The organism is Pyxidicoccus xibeiensis, assembly GCF_024198175.1.
GTDB classification, from domain to species: Bacteria; Myxococcota; Myxococcia; order Myxococcales; family Myxococcaceae; genus Myxococcus; species Myxococcus xibeiensis.
In genome coordinates, this window is record NZ_JAJVKV010000004.1 from 1129907 (window position 1) to 1148993 (window position 19087).

Annotated in this window: 15 protein-coding genes; 9 read left to right on the forward strand and 6 right to left on the reverse strand. The window is 70.9% G+C overall.

The window, feature by feature from the left end; translation table 11 throughout:
- Position 1: 1 nt before the first annotated feature.
- A complete protein-coding gene (locus LXT23_RS22535; protein ID WP_253982285.1) occupies positions 2 to 763 on the reverse strand; it encodes a hypothetical protein in 762 nt (253 codons plus the stop codon).
- A 184-nt stretch (positions 764 to 947) separates the two neighbouring features.
- Between LXT23_RS22535 and LXT23_RS22540 the strand changes: the two genes are divergently transcribed.
- Positions 948 to 2090, forward strand: coding sequence for a serine hydrolase domain-containing protein (locus tag LXT23_RS22540; RefSeq protein WP_253982286.1), 1143 nt, complete (start codon positions 948 to 950; stop codon positions 2088 to 2090).
- 75 nt (positions 2091 to 2165) lie between these two features.
- Positions 2166 to 4304, forward strand: a complete 2139-nt coding sequence (locus LXT23_RS22545) for a M3 family metallopeptidase (RefSeq protein WP_407692903.1) — start codon at positions 2166 to 2168, stop codon at positions 4302 to 4304.
- A gap of 27 nt (positions 4305 to 4331) precedes the next feature.
- On the opposite strand, the gene LXT23_RS22550 is transcribed toward LXT23_RS22545, so the two are convergent.
- Positions 4332 to 5963 carry a R3H domain-containing nucleic acid-binding protein gene (locus LXT23_RS22550; RefSeq protein WP_253982288.1) on the reverse strand — a complete coding sequence of 544 codons (1632 nt, stop codon included), beginning with the start codon at positions 5961 to 5963 and terminating at the stop codon, positions 4332 to 4334.
- Positions 5964 to 6269: 306 nt separating this feature from the next.
- On the opposite strand from LXT23_RS22550, the gene LXT23_RS22555 reads away from it, so the two are divergent.
- From LXT23_RS22555 to LXT23_RS22565, 3 genes are all read left to right on the forward strand, one after another.
- The gene (locus LXT23_RS22555; protein ID WP_253982289.1) at positions 6270 to 7982 is read left to right on the forward strand and encodes a DUF1592 domain-containing protein; all 1713 of its coding nucleotides are present in this window, start codon (positions 6270 to 6272) and stop codon (positions 7980 to 7982) included.
- Complete coding sequence (locus tag LXT23_RS22560; protein ID WP_253982290.1) at positions 7979 to 9322, forward strand: DUF1552 domain-containing protein; 1344 nt, start codon at positions 7979 to 7981, stop codon at positions 9320 to 9322. Before LXT23_RS22555 ends, LXT23_RS22560 begins: the two co-directional genes overlap by 4 nt.
- A gap of 104 nt (positions 9323 to 9426) precedes the next feature.
- Positions 9427 to 10086, forward strand: coding sequence for a CAP domain-containing protein (locus LXT23_RS22565; protein ID WP_407692904.1), 660 nt, complete (start codon positions 9427 to 9429; stop codon positions 10084 to 10086).
- 26 nt (positions 10087 to 10112) lie between these two features.
- Here the strand turns inward: LXT23_RS22565 and LXT23_RS22570 are convergent, their stop codons facing one another.
- Positions 10113 to 10319 (reverse strand): hypothetical protein, encoded by a 207-nt coding sequence (locus tag LXT23_RS22570; protein ID WP_253982292.1) that lies wholly within the window; start codon positions 10317 to 10319, stop codon positions 10113 to 10115.
- 133 nt (positions 10320 to 10452) lie between these two features.
- Between LXT23_RS22570 and LXT23_RS22575 the strand changes: the two genes are divergently transcribed.
- Positions 10453 to 11037 carry a CAP domain-containing protein gene (locus tag LXT23_RS22575; protein ID WP_253982293.1) on the forward strand — a complete coding sequence of 195 codons (585 nt, stop codon included), beginning with the start codon at positions 10453 to 10455 and terminating at the stop codon, positions 11035 to 11037.
- A gap of 227 nt (positions 11038 to 11264) precedes the next feature.
- On the opposite strand, the gene LXT23_RS22580 is transcribed toward LXT23_RS22575, so the two are convergent.
- The 3 genes from LXT23_RS22580 to LXT23_RS22590 all read right to left on the reverse strand — a co-directional run bounded on the left by LXT23_RS22580 (position 11265) and on the right by LXT23_RS22590 (position 14973).
- Positions 11265 to 12593, reverse strand: a complete 1329-nt coding sequence (locus LXT23_RS22580) for an alpha/beta hydrolase (RefSeq protein WP_253982294.1) — start codon at positions 12591 to 12593, stop codon at positions 11265 to 11267.
- A 603-nt stretch (positions 12594 to 13196) separates the two neighbouring features.
- A complete protein-coding gene (locus tag LXT23_RS22585; protein WP_253982295.1) occupies positions 13197 to 14027 on the reverse strand; it encodes a dienelactone hydrolase family protein in 831 nt (276 codons plus the stop codon).
- A 163-nt stretch (positions 14028 to 14190) separates the two neighbouring features.
- Positions 14191 to 14973 (reverse strand): FKBP-type peptidyl-prolyl cis-trans isomerase, encoded by a 783-nt coding sequence (locus tag LXT23_RS22590; RefSeq protein WP_253982296.1) that lies wholly within the window; start codon positions 14971 to 14973, stop codon positions 14191 to 14193.
- 488 nt (positions 14974 to 15461) lie between these two features.
- Here LXT23_RS22590 and LXT23_RS22595 point away from each other — a divergent pair, with 488 nt between their 5' ends.
- The 3 genes from LXT23_RS22595 to LXT23_RS22605 all read left to right on the forward strand — a co-directional run bounded on the left by LXT23_RS22595 (position 15462) and on the right by LXT23_RS22605 (position 19074).
- Entirely contained in the window at positions 15462 to 17015 is a 1554-nt protein-coding gene (locus LXT23_RS22595; RefSeq protein ID WP_253982297.1) for a parallel beta-helix domain-containing protein, read from the forward strand.
- A 23-nt stretch (positions 17016 to 17038) separates the two neighbouring features.
- A complete protein-coding gene (locus LXT23_RS22600; RefSeq protein WP_253982298.1) occupies positions 17039 to 18307 on the forward strand; it encodes an SO2930 family diheme c-type cytochrome in 1269 nt (422 codons plus the stop codon).
- Positions 18308 to 18519: 212 nt separating this feature from the next.
- The gene (locus LXT23_RS22605; RefSeq protein WP_253982299.1) at positions 18520 to 19074 is read left to right on the forward strand and encodes an SRPBCC family protein; all 555 of its coding nucleotides are present in this window, start codon (positions 18520 to 18522) and stop codon (positions 19072 to 19074) included.
- Positions 19075 to 19087: the final 13 nt, after the last annotated feature.

A 19087-nucleotide genomic window follows, 5' to 3' on the forward strand; every position in this document is an offset into this window, starting at 1 on the left:
CTCAATCCTCGTAGGGCTCCCAGGCGGACGGTACGCCCTGCCCGGTGGAGGCGGGGGCCCACCTGTAGCGCTTCCGCTCCGTGTCCAGCTCGAGGGGCATCCACCCGTCCTGCTCTGCCCAGACCTCCACGCACAGCTTCGTGCCGTCCGGCTCTCGATAGAGGGCACGCTCCATGAGGCGCAGGCCCTTCGTCAGACGCTCCTTGGAAGGAGGCCTCCAGGAGCCGGCCAGGCGGAGGGTCCTCCCGCTCGCGGGCGTCACGTCGAAGCGGGCATTCTCCAGCGCACTCTCCACGTCGATGTACCTCCAGACGATGGGCATGCGGCTGTGCCTGTCCACCACGACGGCCAGCCCCGGAGGAATGTTGGGCCCGGCGTAGAGCAGGAACGCCCAGCACCGGGGAAGCTCGAACGCGCCCACCCAGCTCCAGTGGAACACATCGCTCCCCGCCGGCGCCCGGCGCAGTTCCTCCTCCGCCGCGGCCAGCGCCAGCCGCTCGGCCTCATCCCATGACATGGGGGCCACAGCGGCCGCGGGTGGCTGCAGCCGCATGAGTCCACCGAATGGTCCGAGATGGCCCTGGGCGGCCTCGAGGCGTGCCAGGAGCGCGGCAGCCTCGGTGGGCTCGAAGGGACCCGCCTCGCAAGGCAGAGGCCCCGGGTGGAGTGCAGCCCCCATCACCGCCTTCAGCTCACGCCCCAGCTGCCCGGAGGGCTCGAGAGCGTAGAGCACGAGGAACAGCGCGTCCTGGGGAGCGCTCATCCGGAAGTCCTCGAGCTCGAGGCAGCGTGCTGCATGGCGACGATACGGTACGCGTGTGGCGAGCCCATGCCGAGCCCCTCGTGCGGGCGCCTCCCGTCGCAATTGCATTGCACCACTTCACCCCTCCAGCGAGTCTCGACCGCGCTTCCAGCAAGCCACATCCGCCAGCCTCTGGAGTCCATCGTTGAAGCCCACCGTGAGCGGGTTGACGCTGTCCCTGTTGCTGATCTCCTGCGCCGCGCGTCAGCCGTCCCCCACCGCGCCCCGCGCCCCCCTGGATGACCTGACCGCGGCTGACCCAGCGAGCCTGGGCATCGACCCGGCGCCGCTGGCAGCCATGCAGACGGCCCTCCAGCAGGGCACCTATCCCAAGACGACCAGCGTGCTCATCGTCAAGAGCGGCAGGCTCGTCTACGAGGGCTACTTCGACGGCGCGGAGCCCGGCACGCTCCATGACACGCGCTCCTCGATGAAGTCCGTCACCGCGCTCGCCGTGGGCCTCGCACTCCAGGACGGCCATCTCACCTCGGTGGACGCGCCCGTCTTCACCCACTTCGCGGACCTGCGGCCCTTCGCGCACGAGGACGCGCTCAAGGACCAGGTGACGGTCGCCGACCTGCTGACCATGTCCTCGGCCCTCGACTGCAATGACGACGTCCCCGAGAGCCCCGGCAACGAGGAGAACATGTATCCCCTCCAGTCCTGGGTGCGCTGGGCGGTGGACCTGCCCATGAAGCGGGACTACACGCGGGACGCCTCCGGCCGGGGCCCCTTCGCCTACTGCACCGCTGGTAGCTTCCTGCTCGGCCAGCTCCTCCAGCGGACCTCGGGCGAGCCTGTCGACCGGTACCTCGAGCGGCGCCTCTTCGCTCCGCTCGGCATCACCCGGATGGAGTGGCCCCGCTCGCCCACGGGCGAGGTGATGACGGGCGGAGGACTGCGCCTCGCGTCACGGGACCTGGCGCGCCTCAACTGGATGCTCTTCGCTGGAGGCCGCTGGGCCGGGAAGCAGGTGCTGCCCGAGGCCTGGGTCCGCGAGGCCCTGACGGTGCACCGGAAGGCAAACGAGCAGCAGGACTATGGGTACCAGTTCTGGCGGCGGGACCTCGCCTCTCGCTGCGGGGTCTCGTCCGCCTGGTACATGTCCGGCAACGGGGGCAACGCCATGCTGCAGCTCCCCGACCAGGACGCGGTGGTCATCGTCACCCGGCGCAACTACAACGGCCGGGGCATGCACCAGCAGACCGTCCGGCTCCTGGAAGACCATGTGCTCAAGGCGCTCCCGTGCGAGCGCGCCACGACGCGGCAGGGCGAGACACCCCGCTGACCTGGGCGCCCTCGCTGTCCGGGGCACGGCAACCCCGGGGGAGGCCCGCTCCCCGGCCGAGCGGAGGCGGCCGGGATGTGGCATGACGCTCCGGCGTTTCCGATGGACTCCGGAGGAATCCCCTTGAAGAGACTGACTGCTCTCACCCTGTCCGCCGCGCTGGCGGCGACCGGCTGCTCGCATGGCACCGCGGCCACCGAGCCCGCGCCCCAGCAGGCCCAGGCCGCCACCCCCGCCCCCACCCAGGCCGCGCCCGCGGCGGAGGCCCGCCAGCCGCTCCCGCCCCCCACCGGCTCCACCCTGCTCGCCGGCACCGTGGAGGCCTTCACCGCCGCCTGCACCGCGGACCTGGAGCGCGTGCGCGCCAGCGTCACCACGCTCAAGGGACTGGATGCGCGCAAGGACGGCCAGGCCGTGCTCGCCGCGTATGACGAGGCCACCGCCGCGCTCGCCTCGTCTGCCAACCGCTCCAGCCTCGCTCGCGAGGTGCATCCGGAGGCGGCCTTCCGCGACGCCGCGCGCGAGTGCGAGCAGCGCGTGGACTCCGCCAACGTGGAGCTGTCGCAGGACCGCGGCGTCTATGACGCCCTGGCCTCGGTGGACCTGTCCGGCGCGGACGCGTCCACGAAGTACTGGATGGAGCGCGCGCTGCTCGACTTCCGCCGCGCCGGCGTGGACCGGGACGACGCCACCCGCGCCCGGGTGAAGTCGCTCAACGAAGAGCTGCTCAAGCTGGGGCAGCAGTTCGGGCAGAACATCTCCGAGGACGTGCGCAAGGCCACCTTCACCCCGAAGGAGCTGGACGGCCTGCCGGAGGACTACCGGAAGGCGCACCCGCCGGGGAAGGACGGCAAGGTGGTCCTCACCACCAACTACCCCGACTACTTCCCCTTCATGGTGTACGCGAAGGACGGCAAGGCGCGCGAGAAGCTGTGGCGCACCTACCGCCAGCGCGCCTTCCCGAAGAACCAGCAGGTGCTCTCGCAGCTCATCGCGAAGCGGCACGAGCTGGCCACGCTGCTGGGCTACGAGAACTGGGCCGCGTACACCACCGAGACGAAGATGACCCGCACGCGCAAGGTGGCGGCGGACTTCATCGACCGGATGGCGGTGGCCACCGAGCCGCGCGCGAAGCAGGAGTACGCGGACCTGCTGGCGCGCAAGCAGAAGGACGTGCCCGGCGCGAAGACGCTGGAGCCGTGGGACCAGGACTACTACGAGGACCGGCTGCGCGCCGAGCGCTTCGGCTTCGACTCGCAGACGGTGCGCCCCTACTTCGAGTACGGCCGCGTCAAGCAAGGCCTGCTCGACATCACCGCCCGTATGTGGGGCCTCACCTACCAGCCGGTGAAGGACGCCCAGGTGTGGCACCCGGAGGTGGAGGCGTACGACGTGCTCGAGGGCAGCACGCTGCTGGGCCGCATCTACCTGGACATGCACCCGCGCGACGACAAGTACAAGCACGCGGCGCAGTTCGACCTCGTGGCGGGCCAGGCCGGCAAGCGCTACCCGGAGGCGACGCTGGTGTGCAACTTCCCGCGCCCCAACGAGCTGATGACGCACGACGAGGTGGAGACCTTCTTCCACGAGTTCGGCCACCTGCTGCACGCCGTCTTCGCCGGTGACTTGAAGTGGAGCGGCATCGCCGGCACCCGCGTGGAGTGGGACTTCGTGGAGACGCCGTCCATGCTGCTGCAGCAGTGGCCCGTCAATGCCCAGGTGCTGGCCGGCTTCGCCAAGCACCACCAGACCAGCGAGGCGATTCCCGAGGAGCTGGTGACGAAGCTGCGCGCGTCGAAGGAGTTCGGCAAGGCGCTGTGGACGCGGCGGCAGCTGTTCCTGTCCGCGGTGAGCCTGGACTTCTACTCGCGCCAGCCGGGCTTCGACACCAGCAAGGCCATGGTGGCCCTCCAGCAGAAGCTCAGCCCCTTCCGTCACGAGTACCGCGACAACACCCACTTCGAGCTGTCCTTCGGCCACCTGGATGGGTACTCGGCGGCGTACTACACGTACCTGTGGTCCTCCGTCATCGCGAAGGACCTGGAGACGGAGTTCCAGAAGCACGGGTACCTGGACCGGGAGACGGCGATGAAGTACCGCCGCACCGTGCTGGAGCCCGGCGGCTCCAAGCCCGCCGCCGACCTGGTGAAGGACTTCCTCGGCCGCGAGTACGGCTTCGACGCGTACAAGGCGTACCTCGACGGGAAGCAGTAGCCGGACACACCGCCGGGGGGAGCGTGCCTACGCGCTTCCCTCGGCCTCCTCCTGCGCGAGCGCGGCGTCCACCTCCGCGCCCAGCGGGTAGATGGTCAGGTGGCGCAGCGGCTCGCTGCCCTGGCTCACCGCCTCCAGGTGGTAGCGGCTCACCAGCCGGTGCTGGAGCTTGCGCAGCCTCGGAGGCCGGGGCGCCAGCGGCACCGAGACGCCCTCGCTGAGCACGCGCTCAATCGCGTGCTCGACTTCGGCCACGGCCTCGCGCACCTGGTCCTCGTCCACGCCCTCCACCACGTTGAAGGCCGTCTTCAGCACCCGGCGCAGCTCCGCCGAGCTGTTGCGCTTCACCACCTCCACCCGCGCGCCCGTCTTCTCCGCCGTGCGCCGCAGCCGCGGGTCGTTCGCCCGCGAGCGCAGCGTCACCACCAGGTCCGCCGCGTCCAGCCGGCTCACCAGCCGCACGTCCACCGGCAAGTCCCGCAGCACCCGCTGCAGCAAGTCCCGGCTCACCGCGTGCGCGTACACCTTCGTCTGTCCGCCCGTCCCCGGCGCCCGGGCCTGGAAGGCCTCGGAGGCGCTCCCCGCCCCTGCCCCCGCGCCCGCCATCCGCACCGGCCGGAGCGCCGGCAGCGTGGACGGCTGCGCCGGCACCGCCTCCACGGCCACCTCGCCGGAGTCCGCGTCCTGCTTGCGGCGCTCGCCGCCCACGTCCAGGCCCGCCAGCAGCCGGTCCACCGCCGAGGCCGTGTCCGGGTGCACCAGCACCTCTTCCCGGCCCACCATCTCCACCACGATGTCGAAGGTGGGCGGCGCCTTGCGCTCGCTGATGGTCTTCTGCGTCCGCCGGCGCCGCGCCTCCTCGTCGCTCAGCGTCACCGTGTGCACCCCGCCCACGAGGTCCGACAGCGTGGGGTTCAGCACCAGGTTCTCCAGCGTGTTGCCGTGCGCCGTCGCCACCAGCTGCACGCCGCGCTCGGCAATCGTCCGCGCCGCCGCCGCCTCCGCCGAGGTGCCAATCTCGTCGACGATGATGGCCTCCGGCATGTGGTTCTCCACGGCCTCAATCATCACGTCGTGCTGCCGGTCCGGCCGCGACACCTGCATCCGCCGGGCGGCGCCGATGCCGGGGTGGGGCACGTCGCCGTCCCCGCCAATCTCGTTGGAGGTGTCCACCACCATGACCCGCTTGCGCAGGTCGTCCGCCAGCACGCGCGCCACCTCGCGCAGCTTCGTCGTCTTGCCCACGCCGGGCCGCCCCAGCAGCAGGAGGTTGCGCCCCGAGCCGATGAGGTCCTTCAGCATGTCGATGGTGCCGAAGATGGCCCGCCCCACCCGCAGCGTCAGCCCCACCACCTTGCCCTTGCGGTTGCGGATGGCGGAGACGCGGTGCAGCGTGCGCTCGATGCCGGCGCGGTTGTCGTCCCCCGGCGGCCCCACCTGCGCCAGCACGTGCTCCAAATCTTCCCGGAGCACCGGCTCCTCGCGCAGCCGCTCCACCCGGTCCACGAGCCGGGCCTCCGGCGGGCGCCCCAGGTCCATCACCACCTCCAACACTTGCTGAGGCGGTAGCGCTCGCACCGCTGCCTGCAGCGGGCCCGGCAGCACGCTCACCAGCAGCAGGAAGTCGTCGGCGACGGCATCGGCATGCGGCGGTGTCATTTGACGACCCTCCACGCCCCCACTCCAACGTGTGCCCTCCCCGGCCCGCCTGCAGGCCCAACCCGGCTGGGAGGGCACCAGCCGTGCGAAGGCCTCTGTACCGACAGGGGGGTTCCCACCCGGGGAAACATCTTTCCCACCCCGCCCCTCCCGCCTCCGGAAAGCCGCGCTTTCACCGGCCCCAGCCTGCCCCCCCGGGCAGGGCGTCGTCCAGCACCGGGCACGCGGCGCTGGTGAGCATCTTGCTTCGTCCCGGGCGGCCCCGGCGCAGAGGGGCATGGGGCGAGCATGGAGGGGGTCGCAGACGTGAAACCCAGGCTTCGAAGAGGACGGAGCTGGCGGATGCTGGCGGGCGCGGGATGCGCGCTGCTGCTCGCCGGCTGCGATGGAGACAACCTTCCCCGGGCCCGGGTGCTCCCTGGAGACATGCCGGGGCCGGACATCCCTCCACCGCCGCCGCCGGGTACGCAGCAGCCCATGGACGAGTGCAAGGACGTGCCGAAGGACCCTGGCAGCGTCACCCTGCACCGGCTCAACCGCGCCGAGTACGACGCCACCGTGCGCGACTTGCTGGGCGACACCACCCGGCCCGCCCGGGACTTCCCGACGGATGACCACGGCTACGGCTTCGACAACAACGCGGACGTGCTCAGCATGTCGCCGCTGCTGATGGAGAAGTACTCCACCGCGGCGGAGAAGCTGGTGGAGGCGGCCTGGAAGAAGGGGCTGTTCAACACCTGCGCGCTGGACGGGGCCGACCCGAAGCCCTGCGCCAGGGACCTCCTGTCCCGCTTCGCCCGCCGCGCCTGGCGCCGGCCGGTGACGAAGGACGAGGTGGACCGGCTGGTGGACTTCGTCGCGCTGGCCCAGCGCCATGGAGACCCGGCGGAGGCGGGCGTGAAGCTGGCGCTGCGCTCGGTGCTGGTGTCCCCGCACTTCCTCTTCCGCGTGGAGAAGGACCCGGACCCGAAGTCCGCCACGCCGCACCGGCTCGACGACTTCGAGCTGGCCACCCGGCTGTCCTACTTCCTGTGGAGCAGCATGCCGGACGAGGCGCTCCTGTCCGCCGCCGAGGCGGGCCGGCTGAGCGACCCGCGGGAGCTGGAGGCCCAGGTGCGCCGCATGCTCGCGGACCCGAAGGCGAATGCCCTGGTGGAGAACTTCGCCGGCCAGTGGCTCTACACCCGCGCGCTGGACACCGCGGAGCCGGACCGGACGCTCTACGGCACCTTCAACGAGGACCTGCGGAAGGCCATGCGCCAGGAGACGGAGCTCGTCTTCCGCGAGTTCATCACCGGCAACCACAAGCTGAGGGAGCTGGTCGACGCGCCCTTCACGTACGTGAATGACGCGCTGGCCACGCACTACGGCCTGCCCCTGCCGGGCAGCAGCACGCCCCGGCGCGTGGACCTGTCCCGCCACCCGGAGCGAGCGGGCATCTTCGGCCATGGCTCGCTGCTCACCGTCACCTCCAACCCGGACCGCACCTCGCCGGTGCAGCGCGGCGTGTGGGTGCTGGAGCAGCTGCTGTGCATGCCGCCACCGCCGCCACCTCCGGACGTGGAGAACCTGCCGCCGCCCCTCACGCCGGACATGACGATGCGGGAGCGGATGGCGCTGCACCGCAGCTCGCCGGCGTGCCAGGGCTGCCACCGGATGATGGACCCGCTGGGGCTGGCGCTGGAGAACTACGACCCCATCGGCCGCTGGCGCCTGCAGGAGGTGAGCGGCGCCCCGGTGGACGCCACGGGCGAGCTGCCCGACGGCAACATCCTCGATGGCTCCGAGGCCATGCGGCGCTTCGTGAAGAGCGACCCGAAGCTGCCCGCGTGCTTCACCGAGCACCTGCTCACCTACGCGCTCGGCCGCGGCATGTCCAAGGCGGACGAGTGTGCAGTGAAGGAGATGGCCGCCACGGCGGAGGCCAGCGGCGGCCGTCTCAGTGACTACATCCTCAGCATCGTCCTCAGCGACCACTTCACCCAGCGGCGCGGCGAGACGGAGGCCTGGCAGCCATGAGCAAGAAGTTTCAACTCTCCCGGAGGACCCTCCTGCGTGGCGCGGGCGCGCTGATGGCGCTCCCCGTGCTGGAACAGATGGTGCCCCAGGCGGCCCACGCCGCGCCGGGCGCCGCGCCCCGACGGCTGGCCGTCTTCTACACGCCCAATGGCATCCACATGCCGAAGTGGACGCCGTCCGCCACGGGTGCGAGCTGGGAGCTGACGCCCACGCTGCAGCCGCTGGCCCCGGTGAAGAGCGACGTGCTCGTCCTCAGCGGCCTGGCCAACTACCCCGGCCTACCGGACGGAGACGGCCACCACGCCGCCGCCACCGCCGCCTTCCTGAGCTGCGCCAAGGCCTTCAAGACGGAGGGCACCGACTTCCGCGTGGGCATCTCCATGGACCAGGTCATCGCCAAACACCTGGCGTCGAAGAAGGCCACGCGGTTTCCCTCGCTGGAGCTGGGCAACGACGCGGGCCGCGGCATCGGCAACTGCGACTCCGGCTACGCGTGCCCCTACGCGAACAACATCGCCTGGGCGGGCCCGACGACGCCCGTGGCCAAGGAGACGCGGCCCAAGGCCGTGTTCGACCGGCTCTTCGCCGGCTTCGACCCGAACGCCACCCAGGCGCAGGTGGAGAAGCGCCGCGCGTACGGCAAGAGCATCATCGACTTCGTGCGCGACGACGCCTCGGCGCTGAAGACGCAGCTGGGCACGTCCGACCTGCGCAAGCTGGACGAGTACTTCACCGGCGTGCGGGACTTGGAGAAGCAGGTGGAGGCCATCGAGGCGGAAGGGCCCTCGTGCAACCCGGGCAGCGCGCCGGACGACAACGAGGACCCGCGCGTGAAGACGAAGGCGATGATGGACCTCATCGTCCTGGCCTTCCAGTGCGACCTCACCCGCGTGGCCACCTTCATGCTGGCCAACGCGCGCAGCAACAAGGTGTACGGCTTCCTCGGACTTCCCGGCGGGCACCACACGTACTCGCACCACCAGAAGGTGCAGGCCAACTATGACGCGCTGGCCACCATCGACCGGTGGGAGGTGGAGCAGTACGCGTACCTCCTCCAGCGCATGAAGGGCATCCAGGAGGGGAACGGGAAGTCGCTGCTCGACAACTCGATGGTCTACTTCTCCAGCGAGGTTGCCGACGGCAACTCGCACGAGCACAGGAACCTGCCCGTCCTGCTGGCCGGCAGCGGCGGCGGGGCGCTCCTGCCGGGCCGGCACGTGCGCTACAACGGCGAGCCGCTCGCCAACCTGTACATCTCCCTGATGCAGGCCATGGGCGTGACGGGCATCACCACCTTCGGTGACAACGGCACCGGTCCGCTGGGCCGGCTCGCGGGGTAGGTGCGCACTCGCGGTGGAGCAGGCGTGCGGCCAGCCCCCGTACGCGCTGCCCGCCGCGCACGGTTCCCATGCATGGGCGGACGTCCTGGCGCATCATCCGCCCCATGCTTTCGTCTCTTCTTCGTATCCGCTGGCCCGCCCTGCTCGTCCTCGCCCCGCTGCTCGGCTGCGGCGTGGGAAGCCAGGGTGGACAGCGCAAGCCGGCCGCCCAGCGGCAGACGGTGACGGCCTCGCGGCAGAAGGCCCCGGCGCAGCAGCGGACTCCGGCCCGCACGCCGGAGCCCGCTCGCGCGGCCCTGCCCGCCGCGAAGGACTTCTCGCGGGACATGGTGACAGCGCACAACCAGGCACGCGCGCAGGCGAAGCCCGCACCGAAGCCCGCGCTGCCGCCCCTCACCTGGTCCGACGAGGCCGCTCGCAAGGCCGCGTCCTGGGCGAAGGAATGCAGGTTCGAGCACAACCCCAACCGGGGTGACTTCGGGGAGAACCTCGCCGCCGCCACTCCCGGCGCGTGGACCACGCCCGAGGTGGTGAAGAGCTGGGCGGATGAGGCCGCGGACTACGACTACACGCGCAACACCTGCAAGAAAGGCAAGGTGTGCGGCCACTACACGCAGGTGGTGTGGCGGAAGACGGGCTCGGTGGGCTGCGCCACGGTGATGTGCAACAAGAACTCGCCGTTCGGCGCGCAGTTCCCCACGTGGCAGAACTGGGTGTGCAACTACGCGCCGCCGGGCAACTGGGTGGGCCAGCGGCCCTACTGAGTGGGGCGGAGGCGGCTGGCGGGCGCTCAGCCGCGGAAGAGCTTCCGGAACAGGCGGGTGAAGACGGAGCCGTACACGGGCTCCGGCCGGCCCTCCACGGCCTGCCGCTGCCCCTCCAGCTCGAGCTTCAGCTTGCGCATGCCCTTGTCGACGGACATGACGCTGAACTCGTCCACGCCCTCGAGCGAGGTGAACACCTTGCTCGCACGGCTCTGGGGAGGGTCGTTGCTCATGAGGGACCTCGGGGGCGGACTTCGCGAGTCTAACAGGCTCCGGAGGCCGGCGCCCGCCCCCTCCCTGCCGCGTGTGATTCCAGACGCCGGACGCCGCTGGTACGGGCCCGGGGGGACGCGGATAATCCTCCGCATGCGCCACTCCCCGATGCGACACCTGCTGGCCCTCGGACTCGTCGTGCCCTGGCTCTCCACCGGCTGCGGCTCGGATGAGTCGACTCCCGATGACGGTGAGACGCCCCAGGAACAGCCCACGCTGACGCAGTTCGAGCGCGACATGCTCGACACGCACAACACGGTGCGGGCTGGCGTGACGACGCCCAGGCCCGACCCGGCGCTGGAGGCGCTGACCTGGGACGTGGCCGCGGAGGCGGTGGCAAAGGCACACGTGGCGAAATGCAACTTCAGGCACAACGGCGAGCGCGGCGACTTCGGCGAGAACATCGCCGCCGCCACGCCCGACCTCTGGGATACGCCGGACGTGGTGAACGAGTGGGCGAAGGAGGTGGCTGACTACGACTATGCCCGCAACACCTGCGCGGCGGGCAAGCAGTGCGGCCACTACACCCAGGTGGTGTGGCGCGCCACGAAGCGCGTGGGGTGCGCCACGCAGGTGTGCACGACGAACTCGCCGTTCGGCTCGCGGGCGCCCACGTGGCAGTTCTGGGTGTGCAACTACGCGCCGCCGGGCAACTACGTCGGCCAGCGGCCGTATTGAGCGCTTCTGGGGGCGGTGCGTGCCGCCGGCATCAGGCGTCCTGAGCCCTTCCGGGTGCAGCTGCGTGCCGCCGGGAGACTCGGCTGGCCCGGGACCGTGGTGAGCCCTTCCCGGTGCAGCTGCGTGCCTCCGGGCACCTCCGCCGGCCTTCAGGCGTCCTGAGCCCTTCCGGGGGGCAGCGGCGTGCCGCCGGGCGACTCCGCTGGCCCGGGACCGTGGTGAGCGCTTCAGCCTCCCAGTTCGCGCAGCCACGCCTCCAGTATCGGGAACACGTCGTCCGCCGTCCGCTCCACGCCCGGCAGCTTCGCGTCGGGCGGCAGGGCGAGCCGGTGGTCCGCCCCGGGCAGCACCTTCACCGTCACCGGAGGCGCCCCCGCATCACCGGACCGCTGGAGGAGTCCTTCGGACAGCGCGCGTGCCGCGGGGCGGGCGGGCGTCACCTCGTCCTTCTCGCCGAACAGCGCGAGCACCGGGCCGCGCACCCGCCCCAGGTCCTCCGTCGAGTCGTAGGACAGCACGTCGTTCCACGTCTGGCGCTGGGCAGCCAGGAGGCGCGGCAGCGGGAGGGTGTCGAGCTTCGCCAGCGGCGTCATGCTGTACCAGCGCTTGCGCTTCGCACGCTTGAGCTGGAAGTCGAGCGTCTTCAGCGCCTTCTCCTCGCGCTCGGGCGCGTAGAGGCGCGGGTCGTGGAGCATGCTCAGGAACTCCGTCAGGTCCACCTGCTCCGGGCCGGTGAGCCCGCGCCGGCGGGCGTCGTTGCGAAGCTGGTGCTGCGCCTGCTTCCAGACCGGGCCTCCGCCGCCGGAGATGAGCACGAGGAAGCCGACCTCGGGTGCTCGCGCCGCCGCTTGGACCGCGACCCATGCGCCCTGACCAAAGCCCATCAGCCCCACCCTGCCCTCGCGCACGGCCGCGCGCTCCCGGAGCAGCCGCGCCGCCGCGAGCCCGTCGTCCGCCAGCGCTCGCAGGGAAGGCGCCTCGGGCGTGCTTCGCCTGTCGTACGTGAGCACCGCGAGCCCCTGGTGGACGAGGTACGTCGGGTACGGCTCCAGCGCCCGCCGCGTCCCCGCGTCCTCTTCGTGCAGCAGCACCACGGCGGCACGGGGCGCCGCGCCGGATGGGAGCCACAGCGTCCCGGAGAGGGTGACGCCTCCACTCTGGAAGGTGACCTCCTCGGTGCGCACTGGCAGCCGGGCCAGCTCCGACGGCAGGCCGAGCGGCGCGACTCCCGGGCCGCTCACGGCCAGCGCGGGGCCCCGGGCGGAGACACTGGTGGGAGGCTGGCTCCCAGCGAGCGCCCAGGCGCCCTGCTCTCGGGGCTCCAGCCGCCACCGGCGACGCGAGGCGAAGTCCATCAGGAAGGGTGCGGCCCCGTCATGCCCGGCGACCGCGAGCCCTCCGTCCGGACGCAGCCAGCCGCCGGCGAAGGGGGGTGCGCCACCCGCGAGCGGCTTCGCCACGCCGCCGTCCACCGCCACCAGGAGCGCGTGACTCTCCCCGCTCCAGAGAAGCAGGCCCAACCCCACCACGACGCATACCGCTGTCCTCAGCACCACGGCCTCCAAAGATGTGACCGTCCTTCAACCTGACCCCGGGCCTCGGGGCAACAGCCGGGCGGGCGGCATGCCCTCGGGAAGGACGGGTGGACAACACCTCGCGCCCGGCACGGCGGTGGCCCGCACCTCGCGAGCCCTCCCTCGCACACCGGGTGTCCCGGCTTGCCCGGTCGGGGAAATGGACTCGTGGTGCCAAGACCCTGCGCCCGCCCCGGCAGCCAGAAAGGAAACTTCCTTCCACGGAGGTCCGTTCGGTGGCCCCCCTCCCGGGCGCCCGGCGGCCGGAAGGAACGTTCATTCCGCTGAGGCCTGGGGTGGGCGGCTGTCCTTTCCTGCCCCAGGCGGCCGGCAGGAACACTCGCTCCACATGGCGCGGGTGCCAGGTGGTCAGGTCCGCGCTCGCGCCCCCATATGGCCGGAAGGAACGTTCATTCCGCTGGTGCATGCGCCATGGGCGCTCTCTCCCGGCCCCCGGTGGCTGGAAGGAACGCTCATTCCGCCGATGCCTGCGCGGCGGGCTCCCCCTTCCCCCACCCCCGGCTGCCGCAAGGAACGTTCATTCCGCCTGGCACCGGCGGGTCCGGCGCCCAGGCCCCGGCCAGCTCACCGCCGCAGGTTGTGCTCCAGGAAGGCGGAGACCTCCTGCCACGCCGTCGCCGCCGCGCGCTCGTCGTAGCGGCCCCCGGACGGGTTGGCGAAGGCGTGGTCCGCCTCCAGCTCCAGGATGCGGTGCCGCACCCCCGCGTCGTCCAGCCCCTGCCGCAGCTCCTGCACCTTCTCGGGCGGAATGGACGCGTCCTTCGTCCCGAAGATGCCCAGCACGCTCGCCCGGATGGTCGCCAGCTCCTGAGGGTCCGTCACCGGGTTGCCGTAATAGATGACCGCCACGTCCAGCTCCGGAATCGCCATGGCCGTGCGCAGCGACCAGCCCCCGCCGAAGCACCAGCCGATGCTCCCCGTGCGCTCCGCACGCACCCGCGGGTCCTCCCGCAGGAACGCGTGCGCCGCCTTCAGGACCTCCTGGGCCCGCGCCGGGTCCACCGTCTTCACCAGCGCCATCGCCTCGTCCCGCGTGGTGGCCACCTTGCCGCCATACAGGTCCACCGCCAGCGCCGCGTACCCGTCCGCCGCCAGCCGGTCCGTCCAGTGCTGGATGTGCTCGTTGAGCCCCCACCACTCATGGAGGACCAGCAGCGCCGGCAGCGGCCCCTTCGCCCCCTCGGGCAGGCTCAGGTACGCCTTCGTCCCGGCAATCTCCACCTCCTGCCCCCGCCGCGCCGGCGCCGCGTCCGTGCGCAGCGTGTGCAGCGCCTTGAAGGCCTCCTCGGACACCGCGCCCGTGGGCGAAGGCTCCCGAGACACCTCCGCGGCCCTGTCCCTGACGCAGGCCCCCAGCAACAGCACTCCCATCAACAGCAGCAGGCTCCGGCGCATGTGGCACTTCCCTCCGTGTGCATCGTCGGTGGCGCCTCCGGCCTACCCCGGCCCGGCACCGCCCGCCACCGGCCCGCGCGGCCCCGGACACACGAAGAGGGCTGGGAGGGAAACCCCTCGCCAGCCCTCTCGTGTCCTGCTCAAGGATGAGCAGCGCGTGCGACTACTTCTTGTCCGCCGCGGCCGGCTTGCCCGGCGGCGGGCCGCCCGGGTTGCCCATCATCGGCGGGGCGTCCGGCTGCTTGACGATCTCCAGCAGCTCCACCTCGAACACCAGGGCCGCACCGCCCGGGATGTTCGGGGGCGCGCCGCGGTCGCCGTAGGCGATGTCCGACGGGCACACCAGCTTCGCCTTGCCGCCCACCTTCATCTTCTGCACGCCCTCGGTCCAGCACTTGATGACGCCCTGGAGCGGGAACTGGGTGGGCTCGCCGCGCTTGTAGGAGCTGTCGAACTCGGTGCCGTTGGTCAGCGTGCCCTTGTAGTGCACCTTCACGATGTCCGACGCCTTGGGCAGCTCACCCGTGCCGGCGGTCAGCTCCTTGTAGACCAGGCCGGACTCGGTCTTCACCGCGCCGGACTCCTTGGCGGCCTCGTCCAGGAACTTCTTCGCGTTGGCCTTCTCGACCTCGGCCTTGCGGTTGCTGCGCGTGCGCGCCAGCTCCTGCAGCTTCGGCCCGTACGTCTCCATGTCCACCGGCGACTTCTCACCCTTCACCTGGGTGGAGATGCCCGCCTTGACGTACTCCAGCTCCTCCGGGGTCATGTCGAACACGCTGATGCTCCGGCCGATGGACAGGCCCAGCGCGTACAGCGTCTTCTGCTCTTCCGTCTGCGGGTTGTTGGCACTCCCGCCGCCGGCCGCCGGCGTCGCCGTCTCCGTCTTCGCCTGCTGCTGGCAACCCGCCAGCACCAGCATCACCGCGACCAGCCACGTCTTCCGCATGTCGTTGCCCTTCCTTGCCTGCAGCGGCAGCGAGGCTCCGCTGCCAGTCAGTTCCGGGGGCGACTTACTACAGAAATGGTCTGTCATCCGCTCGACGGTGCTTCCCACCTGCCCGGGCCCCCGGGGTGCCTCTCGCCCCCAACCCCCGCCACCTCACGCTCCTTCCCCTGGAGAATCCATCCAGGTAGGACTTTTACACACCCACTCCTTCGGCGGCTGTCCGGGCCGGCGCCCCACCAGGCAGGCAGGGCCCGCGGACGCCGGGCTCCAACGCCAGCCTTCCACACCAATGACAGCCATGTAGCGGCTGGCTCATTCATCAACCGTGTTGCAGAACGCACCGCGTCACAAGAGCGCGCGCCATGAATTCGTCACCGGACCCTTGAGGTCGGGCGTGTTTCACGCCCAGGATTCGCGCGGTCCTGCTGTGCCCTGAAACCCCACGCTCGGGCGTTGAAGAGGCGCAGCGCTTCCTCGGGAGAATCCTGATGCGCTGTCGTTCCCCGCTCTCGTCTGTGCCTCGCGCCGTGCTCCTCACCCTGGTGGGGTTGCTCGCCCTTCCCGCCTGCTCCGATGAAGAGGACGGGCCCGGGATTCCGCTGGTCCCCCTGGACGCGGGCACGACGGATGCGGGCACGGACGCGGGTACGACGGACTCGGGCACCCCGGACGCGGGCCCCACGGACGGCGGCTCCTCGTCGGCCTGGCCCCAGAGCTTCTCCTGCCAGGGCAAGCCGCAGCAGACGCTGACCTTCAACTCCACCCAGGTGCAGGAGCTGCAGAACAAGGTGAACGACCTGGCCGACTGCACCACCATCCAGCTGGGCGCGGGCACCTTCGTGCTCGACAACGCCATCACCATCCGCAGCAAAGGCATCACCATCACCGGCGCGGGCAAGGGCACCAAGGGCGAGGGCACCGGTGGCACCGCCAGCACCGTGCTGGACTTCAGCACCGCCGCCGCCAACAGCAACGGCATCGACGTGGTGGGCGACCTGTTCAGCGTGAGCGACCTGGCCATCTGGAACGCGAAGAAGGACGGCCTGCGCGTGGAGGGCTCCAGCAACGTCACCATCCGGCGCGTGCGCACGGAGTGGGCGCAGGAGAACCAGGAGAGCAACGGCAAGTACGGCATCTACCCGGTGAAGTCGGCCTTCGTCCTCATCGAGGAGTGCGAGGCCTACAACGCGGCGGACGCCGGCATCTACGTGGGCCAGACGCGCCGCGCCAACGTCATCCGGAACATCGCGAAGCAGAACGTGGCGGGCATCGAAATCGAGAACACGAAGTTCGCCTGGGTGCAGGGCAACACGGCGGTGGACAACACCACGGGCCTCGTCGTGTTCGACCTGCCCGGCAACCCCATCAAGGGCACGGACATCCTCGTCGTGGGCAACACCATCACCGGCAACAACCGCCCCAACTTCGCGTCCGTGACGGCCAGCAGCAGCACCGTGTCCCAGGTGCCGGCCGGCACCGGCACGTTCATCCTCGCGTCGCGGCGGGTGGAGTTCGTCGGCAACACGTGGGGTGACAACAACACGGTGGACATCGCCGTGCTGAGCGGCCTGGCCATCGAGCCCGACATCACCCAGTGGAGCGCGGCGTACTTCAACTTCCCCAGCGCGGACGTCTACATCCACGGCAACACCTTCACCGGTGGCAGCGGAGACGCGGTGGACAACGGCAACCTCGACCCGGAGCGCCGCCCGCTCGGAGTGCTGGTGGGCGCCGTGTACCAGTACGGGGCGAGCCAGGGTGAGCCGCGCGTGGAGCACGTGTTCTGGGATGGCATCGACCCGGCGCCGCGTGACGAGAGCCTGCGCAACCCCGTCAACCTCTGCTTCACCGACAACAAGCTGCCGACCGCGGAGGGGGAGCCGAAGCACGCCATCGTGGACTTCGACCTGCAGGCCGTCTCCGGGTACCTCCGGACGACCACGCCCAACCTTCCCGCCGCCTGGGCGGAGACGCGGCGCTACCCGGCGGGCGCGGCGCCCTTCAACTGCTCGGGCTTCCTGCCCAAGCTCGCGCTTCCCTGAGCGGACCCGAGAGGACGCGAGACATGCGTACGCCGTTCATCCCGGGACTCGGACTGGCCGCGGTGCTGCTGACCGCGGCGCTGGCCTCGTGCTCGGGAGGTGACGACCCGCCCGCGCCGGGAGTCGATGCGGGAGACTCCACCCCCGACGCCGGGGTGGACAGTGGCACCCCGGACGCCGGCGTCGATGCCGGCGAGGACAGCGGCACCCCGGACGCGGGGAACGGCGACGCGGGCCCCCCGGACGCCGGCGACGCCGGGCCGGGCCAGCCGGATGCCTCGGTGGTGATTCCCAACACGCTGTCCGGCTTCGGCCTCTTCACCGGCAGCCCCGCGACGGGCGGGCTCCAGCCGGTGGAGGGCAACGTCCCGTACGAGCTGACCACGCCGCTGTTCTCCGACTACTCGGTCAAGTCCCGCACGCTCTACGTGCCGCCGGGCAAGAAGGCCGGCTACCAGGCGCGGGACGTGCTCGACTTGCCGGTGGGCACCATCATCACCAAGACGTTCGCCTTCCCCGCGGACCTGCGCCAGCCGACGCAGAACGTGCGGGTGCTCGAGACGCGCGTGCTGGTGCGGCAGCCGGGGGGCTGGGAGGCCTTCCCGTACGTCTGGAATGCCGAGCAGACGGAGGCCACGCTGGACAACGGCGGCGAGCTGTTCCGCAACGTCCAGTTCATCGGCGAGGACGGCGTGACGCGGAAGTTGGACTACCTGGTGCCCAGCAAGAACCAGTGCTCGAAGTGCCACCACGTCTTCGACGCGCAGAAGCGCCAGGTGATGGTGCCCATCGGCGTGAAGGCCCGGTACCTCAACCGCGACTTCACGTACGGCGGGGAGCCAATCAACCAGCTCCAGCACCTGGCCAACCTGGGGAAGCTGGAGGGGCTGCCGCCGGCCCTCCAGCTCCCTCGCGCGCCGGATGCCTTCAACCCGTTGGAGGCGGACCTGGGCACGCGGGCGCGCACCTACCTGGACATCAACTGCGCGCATTGCCACAACGCGAGGGCGGAGGCGGGTGACACCAGCCGGCTGTTCCTCGACATCACCAGCACGGAGACGCCCAACCTGAACATGGGCATCTGCAAGCGGCCGGGCTCGGCGGGCAGCGGCGTGGGGGGCGAGTTCGACATCGTCCCCGGCGACCACAGCGTGTCCATCCTCTGGTACCGGATGCACACCGAGGAGTCCGGGAAGATGATGCCGGAGCTGGGCCGGGCCCTGAGGCACGACCAGGGCTCCAGCCTCATCGCCGACTGGATTGAAGCGATGCCCGACCGCTCCTGCGAGTGAGCTGGCGTCGCCTCGAAGAACCGGCCCCTCCGTGCACCCGCGCGGAGGGGCCTCTTCATTTTCCACGGCCTGCCTGCCGCCGGAAATTGGCATGGGATTCCGCCGGGTTGGCGGCGCCGCGAAAATAATTCCGGGGCGTGTCGATCTCCGCGGACGTCGTTCGTCGCCAGGGTGAAGGCAGAAAAACAGCCCACTCAAGAGGAGCCCCTCCCATGGCCAAGACTCTCGGAATCGTCGCTGTCGTCCTCGTTGCCGCCGCCGCGCTCTACATCTCCACGCGCCCGGAGCGCTTCCACGTCCAGCGGAGCGCGCAGCTCAACGCCCCCGCGGACGCCGCCTTCGCGCTCATCAACGACTTCCACCGGTGGGAGCAGTGGTCGCCCTACGAGAAGCTGGACCCGAACCTGGAGCGCAGCTTCGAGGGCCCGTCCTCCGGCCCGGGCGCCGTCTACGCGTACAAGGGGAACCGCAACGTCGGCGAGGGCCGGATGACCATCCAGGAGAGCCGGCCCGGCGCGCTCGTCTCCATCCAGCTCGAGTTCATCGAGCCCTTCCCGTCGAAGAACACGGCGACCTTCGAGCTGGAGCCGTCCGGGACGGGAACGCGCGTGACGTGGAGCATGGAGGGCCCGAACACGCTGATGGGCAAGGTGATGTCGCCCTTCATGGACGGCTTCATCGGCAAGAGCATGGAGCAGGGCCTCGCCGCCCTCGACACCGCCGCGCAGGCGGAGGCGAAGAAGCTCCAGCAGGCGCAGGCCCGGTAGGCGCGGCCGCGCC

Coding starts and splice junctions, on each gene's coding strand:
- LXT23_RS22535 (WP_253982285.1), bottom strand. CDS start 763: ATGAGCGCTCCCCAGGACGCGCTGTTCCTCGTGCTCTACGCTCTCGAG.
- LXT23_RS22545 (WP_407692903.1), top strand. CDS start 2,166: ATGTGGCATGACGCTCCGGCGTTTCCGATGGACTCCGGAGGAATCCCC.
- LXT23_RS22550 (WP_253982288.1), bottom strand. CDS start 5,963: ATGACACCGCCGCATGCCGATGCCGTCGCCGACGACTTCCTGCTGCTG.
- LXT23_RS22560 (WP_253982290.1), top strand. CDS start 7,979: ATGAGCAAGAAGTTTCAACTCTCCCGGAGGACCCTCCTGCGTGGCGCG.
- LXT23_RS22565 (WP_407692904.1), top strand. CDS start 9,427: ATGCTTTCGTCTCTTCTTCGTATCCGCTGGCCCGCCCTGCTCGTCCTC.
- LXT23_RS22570 (WP_253982292.1), bottom strand. CDS start 10,319: ATGAGCAACGACCCTCCCCAGAGCCGTGCGAGCAAGGTGTTCACCTCG.
- LXT23_RS22575 (WP_253982293.1), top strand. CDS start 10,453: ATGCGCCACTCCCCGATGCGACACCTGCTGGCCCTCGGACTCGTCGTG.
- LXT23_RS22585 (WP_253982295.1), bottom strand. CDS start 14,027: ATGCGCCGGAGCCTGCTGCTGTTGATGGGAGTGCTGTTGCTGGGGGCC.
- LXT23_RS22590 (WP_253982296.1), bottom strand. CDS start 14,973: ATGCGGAAGACGTGGCTGGTCGCGGTGATGCTGGTGCTGGCGGGTTGC.
- LXT23_RS22595 (WP_253982297.1), top strand. CDS start 15,462: ATGCGCTGTCGTTCCCCGCTCTCGTCTGTGCCTCGCGCCGTGCTCCTC.
- LXT23_RS22600 (WP_253982298.1), top strand. CDS start 17,039: ATGCGTACGCCGTTCATCCCGGGACTCGGACTGGCCGCGGTGCTGCTG.
- LXT23_RS22605 (WP_253982299.1), top strand. CDS start 18,520: ATGGCCAAGACTCTCGGAATCGTCGCTGTCGTCCTCGTTGCCGCCGCC.